General features: G+C 73.1%; 6 protein-coding genes and 1 pseudogene. 4 read left to right on the forward strand and 3 right to left on the reverse strand.

What is annotated here, in order from left to right; all coding sequences use genetic code 11:
- Positions 1-11: 11 nt before the first annotated feature.
- The 4 genes from AB0F10_RS27900 (at position 12) to AB0F10_RS27915 (ending at position 5,080) form a co-directional block, all read left to right on the forward strand.
- On the forward strand, positions 12-1,292 hold the full coding sequence (locus tag AB0F10_RS27900) for a nucleotide sugar dehydrogenase (protein WP_360631218.1): 1,281 nt from the start codon (positions 12-14) through the stop codon (positions 1,290-1,292).
- Entirely contained in the window at positions 1,289-3,385 is a 2,097-nt protein-coding gene (locus AB0F10_RS27905; protein ID WP_360631221.1) for an acyltransferase family protein, read from the forward strand. The genes AB0F10_RS27900 and AB0F10_RS27905 overlap by 4 nt, the downstream gene beginning before the upstream one ends.
- 262 nt (positions 3,386-3,647) lie before the next feature.
- Positions 3,648-4,136: a CAP domain-containing protein gene (locus tag AB0F10_RS27910; protein ID WP_360631224.1), complete on the forward strand. Its 489-nt coding sequence runs from the start codon at positions 3,648-3,650 to the stop codon at positions 4,134-4,136.
- A 149-nt stretch (positions 4,137-4,285) separates the two neighbouring features.
- Positions 4,286-5,080, forward strand: coding sequence for an endonuclease/exonuclease/phosphatase family protein (locus AB0F10_RS27915; protein WP_360631227.1), 795 nt, complete (start codon positions 4,286-4,288; stop codon positions 5,078-5,080).
- Here AB0F10_RS27915 and AB0F10_RS27920 read toward each other — a convergent pair.
- The 3 genes and pseudogenes from AB0F10_RS27920 to AB0F10_RS27930 form a co-directional block, all read right to left on the reverse strand.
- Positions 5,070-6,107 (reverse strand): class I SAM-dependent methyltransferase, encoded by a 1,038-nt coding sequence (locus AB0F10_RS27920; protein ID WP_360631230.1) that lies wholly within the window; start codon positions 6,105-6,107, stop codon positions 5,070-5,072. The two genes, AB0F10_RS27915 and AB0F10_RS27920, sit on opposite strands and share 11 nt — an antisense overlap.
- 87 nt (positions 6,108-6,194) lie before the next feature.
- Positions 6,195-8,705 carry a glycosyltransferase gene (locus AB0F10_RS27925; protein WP_360631233.1) on the reverse strand — a complete coding sequence of 837 codons (2,511 nt, stop codon included), beginning with the start codon at positions 8,703-8,705 and terminating at the stop codon, positions 6,195-6,197.
- A gap of 123 nt (positions 8,706-8,828) precedes the next feature.
- Positions 8,829-9,109 (reverse strand): annotated as a pseudogene (locus AB0F10_RS27930) ([protein-PII] uridylyltransferase); the annotation flags it as partial.

The following is a 9,109-nucleotide window of genomic DNA, read 5'->3' on the forward strand; positions in this document are numbered from 1 at the left end:
CCTGACGCTGAATGAAGGAGAGAACCACCGTGAGCTACGACGTCGTCATTCTCGGCCTCGGATATGTGGGGTTGCCGCTCGCGCAGCAAGCCACCCGGGCCGGCATGTCCGTCCTGGGCTTCGACGTCAACGCGGCGGTGGTCGACGCCCTCGCCGCGGGCCGCTCGCACGTGGACGACCTGTCCGACGACGACGTGGCCGAGATGATCGCCGGCGGCTTCCGGGCCACCGCCGACGAGGCCCTGATCACCACGGCCGACGTCGCGGTGATCTGCGTGCCGACGCCGCTCTCCGAGGGCGACGGCCCGGACCTGCGGGCCGTGACCGGGGCGACCGAGGCCATCGGGCGCCACCTGCGCCCGGGCATGCTGGTCGTGCTCGAGTCCACCACCTACCCGGGCACGACCGACGACGTGGTCCGGCCGCTGCTGGAGGAGATCTCCGCGCTGGTCGCCGGCCGCGACTTCCACCTGGCGTTCTCGCCCGAGCGGATCGACCCGGGCAACGAGAGGTTCGGCGCACACAACACCCCGAAGGTCGTCGGCGGATACACCCCGGCGTGCGCCGACCGGGTCGCCGCGTTCTACGGGCGGTTCGTCGAGACCGTCGTGCGCACCCGGGGCACCCGGGAGGCGGAGACCGCGAAGCTGCTGGAGAACACGTACCGGCACGTGAACATCGCGCTGGTCAACGAGATGGCCCGGTTCTGCCACGAGCTCGACATCGACCTGTGGGACGTCATCAGCGCGGCGTCGACCAAGCCGTTCGGCTTCCAGGCGTTCTATCCCGGCCCGGGCGTCGGCGGGCACTGCATCCCGATCGACCCGAACTACCTGAGCCACAACGTACGCAGCAAGCTCGGCTACCCGTTCCGCTTCGTCGAGCTGGCGCAGGAGATCAACGCGACGATGCCGGCGTACGTGGCCCGGCGGGCGCAGAACCTGCTCAACGCCGACGGGCAGGCCGTGCACGGCGCGGAGGTGCTGCTGCTCGGCGTCACCTACAAGGCGAACATCGCCGACCAGCGGGAGTCGCCGGCGACGCCGCTGGCCCGCCACCTGGCCGCGCTGGGCGCAACGCTTACCTACCACGACCCGCACGTGACCCGGTGGAACGCCGGCGGCGTCGCGGTACGCCGCACCGACGACCTCGAGGGCGCCGCGGCCGCCGCCGACCTGGTGATCCTGGTGCAGCACCACCGCGAGTACGACGCCGAGCACCTGGCCGGGATCGCCAAGCGCTTCTTCGACACCCGCGGCGTGACCCGCGGCGAAAAGGCGCACCGGCTGTGACCGAGACGACGAGCACCACGGCCGTAGCGCCGGCACCGCGCGGGCCGGCCCGCCAGGCCGAGGCCGGACCGGGCGTCGCCACGGCGCCCGCGCCCGAACGGCACCGGCGTGACATCGAGGGGCTGCGGGCGGTCGCCGTGCTCCTGGTGGTCGCGTACCACTGCGGGGTCCCGTACCTGACCGGCGGCTATGTCGGCGTCGACGTCTTCTTCGTCATCTCCGGCTTCCTCATCACCGGGCTGCTGCTGCGCGAGGCCGGGCGCACCGGCACGGTCTCGATCCCGCGCTTCTACGCCCGCCGCGCGATGCGGCTGCTGCCCGCCTCGACCGTCGTGGTCGTGGCGACGGTGGCCGCCTCGGCGCTGTGGCTGCCGCCGCTGCGGCTGCCCGATCTCTTCTCCGACGCGCTGCACACCACGATCTACTCGATGAACTGGCGGATGGCCGCCGTCGGCACCGACTACCTGAACGCGGGGGCGGACCCCTCGCCGTTGCAGCACTTCTGGTCCCTCGCGGTGGAGGAGCAGTTCTACCTGGTCTGGCCGCTGCTGCTGCTCATCCTGGTGCGCCGCGGCGGGCGCGGGCGCGGCCTCGTCACGGCGCTGGCCGTGCTGACCGCCGGCTCGTTGCTGTTCTCGGTCTGGCAGACCCGGCACAACGCCGGCTGGGCGTACTTCGGCGCGCACACCCGCGCCTGGGAGCTCGGCGTCGGCGCCCTGCTGGCGGTCGGGGCGACCCGGCTGGCGCGGCTCGGCACCGGGGCGTCCCGGGCGCTGACCGGGTGCGGTCTGACGGCCATCGTGGTCGCGGCGCTCGGCTTCACCGCCGCGACACCCTTCCCCGGGTACGCGGCGCTGCTCCCGGTGCTCGGCGCCGCGGCGGTCATCGCGGGCGGCTGCGCGGGCCGGCCCGGGCTGCTGGGGCTGCCGGTGCTGCAGGGCGTCGGCCGGCTCTCGTACTCCTGGTACCTCTGGCACTGGCCGGCGCTGCTCATCGCCCCGTACGCGTTCGGCCGCGACCTCGCCGGCCGGGAGCGCGTCGCGGTCGCGCTGGGCGCGCTGCTGCTGGCCGGGCTCACGTACGCGCTGGTGGAGAACCCGGTGCGGCACCTGGCCGCGCTGCGCGACCGGCCCTGGCGCGGTCTCGGCGTCGGCGCCGCGCTGTCGCTGACCGCGGCCGGACTCTGCGCGCTCATCACCTTCACGGTCGCGCACGCGAGCGGTGTCAACAGCTACCGTGCCGCCCCGCTGACCGACGCCGGCCGGCTGCAGCAGAGCCTCGCCGCCGCAACGACCATTCCCGCGGTGCCGAGCAACCTCACGCCGAAGCTGACGGTCGCGGTCAAGGACAAGCCGCACTACTACCGCGAGAAGTGCAACGGCGCGTTCGACGACCCCGAGGTCAAGACCCCCTGCGAGTACGGCGACCTGGCGTCACCGACCACCGTGGTGCTGTTCGGCGACTCACACGCCGGGCAGTGGTTCCCCGCGATGGAGATCATCGCGCGGCAGCGGCACTGGAAGCTCGCCATCGTCGCCAAGAGCGCCTGTTCCGCCGCGGACACCCTCATATACCTGGATCAGCTCAAGCGCGAGTTCACCGAGTGCGTGCAGTGGCGCAGGGCCGCCTGGCAGCGCATCCGGTCGCTGCACCCGGCGATGGTGATCATGGCATCGACCGCGCCGAGCAACGAGGCGCTCAAGGTGACCGGCACGCAGGACCGGGCCTGGGTCGAGGGCTGGAAGCGATCCGTCGACGCGGTGTCCGGGCCTGGCACCACGGTCTACTTCATGAACGACACGCCCTGGCAGGCCGGGCCGGTGCCCGACTGCCTCTCCGCGCATTTGAAGGACCCGCAGGTCTGCACCCGCCGCCGGGCGATCGCCGTCAACGTGCCGCAGCGGCGCGAACTGGTGATGGCCGCGGTCCGGGCCAAGGGCGTGCGGATCATCGACCCGCTGCCGTGGTTCTGCACCGCCAGCCGATGCCCGTCGATCGTCGGAAACCTGCTGGTCTACCGGGACCAGCACCACGTGACGACCTCGTACAGCAGGTTCCTGGCGCCGCTGCTGTCGGCGCAGCTGAAACCCTAAACTCCGGCGACGGAACAGGACCGGGCCGGCACCCGAACGGGGTGCCGGCCCGGTTTTGTCGTGTTCGGCGGGCGGCTCGCACCCGTACCGCAACCGCTCCGCGCCCGGTGTCGCAACTCGACTCCGGCAGGCACCGGGGCGGCAACCGAGCACTCACCGCAAGGCACCCGGGCAGGTATCAGGCAGGGGCGCGGATGTCCCGAAGGGAATTGCGTACCTGGCGAACAAGGCGTCCAGGCGGTGTTCCCCGAAAGGTTGCCCCGTGCAGAAGACCTCGGTCCGTCGCCTCGCCACCCTCGCGATGATCCCCGCCGCCCTCGTCGGCGCGGTCGCGGTCGGCGCACCGGCGCAGGCCGCCGCCCCCTCGTTCACGACGCTGCAGACCCAGGTCGTCAGCCTGTCCAACAAGGCGCGGGTGAAGGCCGGCTGCAAGGCCCTGCGGGTCAACGACAAGCTGCTCTGGGCCGCCCGCGGCCACAGCAAGTACATGGCGGCGACCGGCACGCTCACCCACACCGGCTCCGGCAGGTCGACATTCATCACCCGCGCCAAGGCCGCCGGCTACCCGGTGCCGCGCAGCGAGAACGTCGCCTTCGGCTACCGCAGCGCCGCCGAGGTCGTCAACGGCTGGATGAAGAGCCCGGGCCACCGCCGCAACCTGCTCGACTGCGGCGCCAAGACGTTCGCCGTCGGCGTCGTCTACGCGTCCGACGGCACCCCGTACTACACCCAGGACTTCGGCAGCCGCTGACCGCGGCGGACCACGGACCACATCCCTCCCCCCGGCCGGCCGGCATGCCCCCGCATGCCGGCCGGTCATCACCTCCGGGCAGGACGGCGCAACCACCCCGCAACCGGAGAACGTCTGCCGTTTCCGGGCGCCCCGCCGACGTATCGGGCATGAGAATCGCCGTGGCGCTGGCCGCCCTGATCTGCGGGCTGCTCGCCGGAGCAGCACCGGCGCGGGCGCAGGAACCGGTCGTGAACGTGGTCACCTTCAACGTCTGCGGCAACGTCTGCCGCCACGGCGAGGTGACCCGCACCGCGCAGAACGTCGCCCGCCAGGTCCGCGACCGGCACGCGTCGGTGGCCATGCTGCAGGAGCTCTGCTACTCCCAGTTCCTCCGCGTCCGGGCGCTGCTCGCCCCGCACGGGTACTCGGCCGTGTTCGCCCCGGCGACCACGGGCGGTCAGTGCGACGACCGGGACCGCCGGCACGGGCGCGGGTTCGGGGTGGCGATCGTGGCCCGCGGCACCCTGAGCGGCCGGGTGGTGCGGCAACTGCCCAGCCCGTACGAGACGAGGCCGGAGCCGCGGGTGGCGCTCGGTGCCCGGGTGCATCTGGCCGGGCGCTCCGTGCTCGTGGTGACCACGCACACGGCGCCGCGCGGGCCCAACCTGGCGCTGCAACTGGCGGCGATCCAGCGCTGGCTGGTGCCGATCGCGGCCGGCCGGCCGGTGATCTTCGGCGGGGATCTCAACTCGCTGCCCACGAGCCCCGACCTGGCCGGCTTCGGCGCGGAGTTCCAGGAGGCGGACCGGCGACCGGAGCCGCTGACCACGTTCATCCCTGCCCCGCGCAAGATCGACCATCTCTTCGCCAGCCAGAGGTTCCTCGCTCCGCACGGCACGAGCACGGTCTGCGGCGCCTACTCAGATCACTGCCTGTACCTGGCCGGCTTCGTCACACGGTGACCGAGGCCGTGGCGCGCGAGTACGACAGCACCGCGTGCCGCCCCAGCAGCCGCTGCTCCTCGGTCAGCCCCGGCACCTCCCGGATCCAGCTCTGCACCGCCTCCTTCTCATCCTGGCGATTCGTGTCGTCCAGGATGACGGTGGCCGTGCCGGCGAGCTTCTCGGCGAGTACCGGCAGGGCCGGGTAGCGCGCGTCCGGGCCGGTGGCCGCGGGCGGCCCGTCGACCAGGAGCAGGTCGATGTCCGTGACGTCGTCCAGCGCGGCGACGTCGTACCACTGGTAGGTCTTGCCGTTCGCCGCGAGCTCGCGCAGCGGCGCCTCGCGAACCTCCACCACGTCGTCCAGGCCGTGCGCGGTGACCAGCGCCCGGGTCTGCCGCGCATAGCCGGGGTCGTGGTCGAGCGAGACGAGCTTGCCGCCGTACTTCTGCAGGGCGTACCCGAGCCAGACCGACGACGTGCCGCTGCCGAGCTCGACGACCAGCCGGGGCCGGCGCAGCCGCACCAGGTGCATCAGGTCGAGCAGGTCCGTGGGGTTCAGCGCGAAGTCGCCGGAGGACGGCATCGGCGCCGCCGGGTTGAACTGCTGGAACAGCTGGAACAGGGCCTCGATCTCGCGGCTCTGCGCGCGCAGCAGCAGGTCCGTGCCGTGCCCGTTCTGCCGCAGCCCGCGGGTGATGGTGCGGGTCAGCTCCTGGTGCCGCTCGCCGGAGGCGATCCGCTCCTTCTCCACGGTGGCGACCACCCGCCGCTGCAGCTGCTCCATGATCACGCGCAGGTCGCGGTTGGCGGCCTGGTTGGCCCGGTAGACACCGCCGATCCACCGGGACAGGTGCAGGATCCCCAGCAGCACGCCGAGCAGCAGCCCGGCCACCAGCGACAGGGCGAGACTCAGCCGCCCCGCCGCGGCCGCCGCCCAGACGCCGACGCAGCACACCATGACGATCATGAGGACCATCGTCTGCGGGCGGGTCAGACTCCGCCCCCATACCGCCAGCCGACCGCCGAACCGGACCAGGCTGCTCATTCGGACCTCCAGAGTCGTGCGCGCCGCGTGGCGCGGGTCAACACCATCGCCTAACGCGTACGGCGAGGCGGCCGTTACGGCCCGGAATCAGCGCGCGGTGCCGGACGCGGCGCGCGACGCCGTACGCTGCGCCGGAGCGGTAGGACACGGTGTTGTGACGATTCCGGCAATACGGTCGACGAACAGCTGCGGGTGGTGCGCCTTGGCGACGACCGCCCGGGCCCGGCGGCTCTGCTCGGCGAACAGCTCCCGGTCCCGGTGATAGCGCCGCAGGGTCGCCTCGACCTCGCCCGGTCCGCAGTAGACGGCGGCGTCGCCGAAGACGGCGGCGTGCCGCTCCGGCATCACCACCACGCAGCCGAGCGCGGCCGCCTCCAGCGCCGGGCGCGAGAACGCCTCGATCCGCTCCGGGCTGGCGAAGTGCAGATAGAAGTCGAGCTGGTGGTTGAAGGTGCGCAGATCCAGGTCCGCGGCCTCGTACACCAGCCGGGCCCGGGAACCACCGAGCCTGAATCCGGTACGCGGCCAGTCGGGCAGCCGCAGCCGCACGTCCCAGTCGTGCAGCGACTCGTAGACGCCGAGCGCCTCCCGGGCCTCCTGCGGCCAGACCCCCTCGTCGCACAGGTCCGTGCCGATCACGCCGCGGAACTCCGACGACCCGGCCCGCTCCGCGCACCAGCGCTCGGCGTCCACCACGGCCGGCAGGTCGTACGGGGTCAGCTCCACGTTCTCCGCCCGCAGCACCACCCGCACCTGCGGATCCTGCGGGCACCACACGGGTTCGGTGCCGAACAGCCGGAACGCGGACCGGGAGCAGCCCTCGGGCGAGTAGCGCCGGTCGGAGCCGTCGCGCCGCGCGGGCGCCTCGTCGGCGACCACCATCACCTGGCGGGCCCGCAGCAGGCACGGGTCGTCCGGCGGGAACTGCAGCACCGCGGCCTGTCGCACGATCACCAGTTCGGCGTGGTTCTCGTCGCCGGGCAGCACCTGGTCGACCCGGCCGTCGTTGACGAGCTGCTGCAACGGCCCGCAGAGCGGCCAGCGGCGCCGCGCCGGCGGCCGCAGCGACTCGATCTGCATGATCGCGACCCGCAGGCCGCGGGCGACGAGCGCCCGGATCTCCTCGAGCGCCGAGATCTGCACGCCCTGCAGGAACCGCCAGTCGGCGACCACCACGACGTCGTAGCCGGGCCGATCGATCCGCTCCGCTGCGGCCAGCCGCAGGTGGTCGGGGACGGCGAAGGCGCGCTCGCCGCCCTCCCGGGGCCGGTACGGCTTGGCGGCCCGGGCGGCGATCCGCGAGTGCCAGCGCTGATAGGCCGACGCGTACGCGGTCCGCGCCGGGTGCATCCAGTACGGCTGGATCTCCGAGCGCGACAGCGAGCCTGGCGCCCGCCGGATCAGCGCCAGCGGCTGATCCGCCAGGTGCCGTACGGCCTGCTCGCCGAAGACGACGCCCATCCGTCCGATGTACTCGGAATCGGCGGCCTTGCGGATCTGGTCGAAGTAGCCGATCCGGCCCGTCACCAGGGCGCGGCGGAACAGCAGCGACGACGGGTTGAACCGGCCCCGGCGCACGCCCGGCCGGGTGACCAGCAGGTCGTCGGAGACACCGAGCCCGTCGGAGGTGGTGGCGACCACCCGGCGATCCTCCAGCAGCGGCCGGACCTGGATCTCGAGCCGGCGCGGATGGGACCAGTCGTCGGAGTCCTGGAACGCCGCGAACTCGCCCTCGGCCGCGTCCAAGCCGGCGTTGCGTGCCGCGTAGGTGCCCCGGTTGACGTCCTGCTTGACCAGCCGGATCCGGCTGCCCAGCGCCACCGCCCGGGCCAGCACCGCGTCGTACTCCGGCGGCGAGGCGTCGTCGACGATGATCACCTCGACGTTGCGCCAGGACTGGTCGAGGATCGAGCGCACCGCGGTGATCAGCCCCTCGTCGGGGCGGAACGCGGTCACGATCACCGAGATCCGCTCCGGCGCCTCGACGCTGGGCACCGCGGCCGCGACGGTCAGCCGGTCGAACGGCGGCACGCCCTCCTTGTGCTCGAGGGCGAGCGGCGGGTCGGGCAGCAGCTCGCGGAACGCGGTGAGCCACGGGAGGACCGGCCCGTTGCCGGCGAACGGATTCGCCAGATCGAGCTCCAGCTCCGTCCGCACCCCCTCCCCCACCTGCTTGTACGCCCGCAGCAGCGCCCTGGCCCGCTCGGGGCCCTGCCAGGCGAAGACGAGCTGCGCGTGCAGGCCCTGATGCGCCGACGGCAGCGCGGCGGCGCCGAGCGCGACCCGGATCAGGTCGTAGACGGCCAGCGCGTCGGTCCGGTCCTCCGGCAGCATGTCCTGCTGTGCCAGGGTCTGCGCCAGCCCGGCCAGCACCGTCGGCTTGACCTGGCGCCGCCGCTTGCTGAGCCAGCGGCTGTCACCGGCGCGGGCGGCGCCGAGCAGGTCGGCGTAGGACCCGCTCTCCTGCAGGCCGGCGCGCGCCAGCAGCCGGCGCGCGCCGAGCGAACGGATCCGGATCGCCGTCGGCGGCAACGCGGACCGCACGTGGTACCGGACGATTCTCAGGTAGTCGTCAAGCAGACCGGGTGTCTCCCCCATGCGGCAACAGACCTCTTCACGTACGCCCTGGATGTCGATAGGGCCAACGTCGAGGAAGCGATCGAGGTGACGGTCCGGCCCTCGGCGTCGTCGCACGATCCGTCGCGGCGGCGCCGGGCCGCCTCAAACGGCGGCGAGCACGGCCGCCTCGACCCGTTCCCGGGCCGCCGCGTCCGCCCACGCCCCGACGAGGTAGAACGCGTCCACCACGTCGCCGCCCAGCGTGGAGATGCGGGCCGCCCGCACCTCGGCGCCGGCCTCGTCCAGCGCGGCCGCCACCCGAAAGAGCAGGCCCGCCGAGTCGGCCGCGCGCAGCTCCAGCACGACCGCGTCGGTGGCGGCGCCGCGGTGCCAGACCACCCGCGGCGCGGCGCCGCCCCGGGCCGACATCGCCCGGGCGCGCA

This window comes from Actinoplanes sp. NPDC026623 (assembly GCF_040638275.1).
Lineage (GTDB): Bacteria > Actinomycetota > Actinomycetes > Mycobacteriales > Micromonosporaceae > Actinoplanes.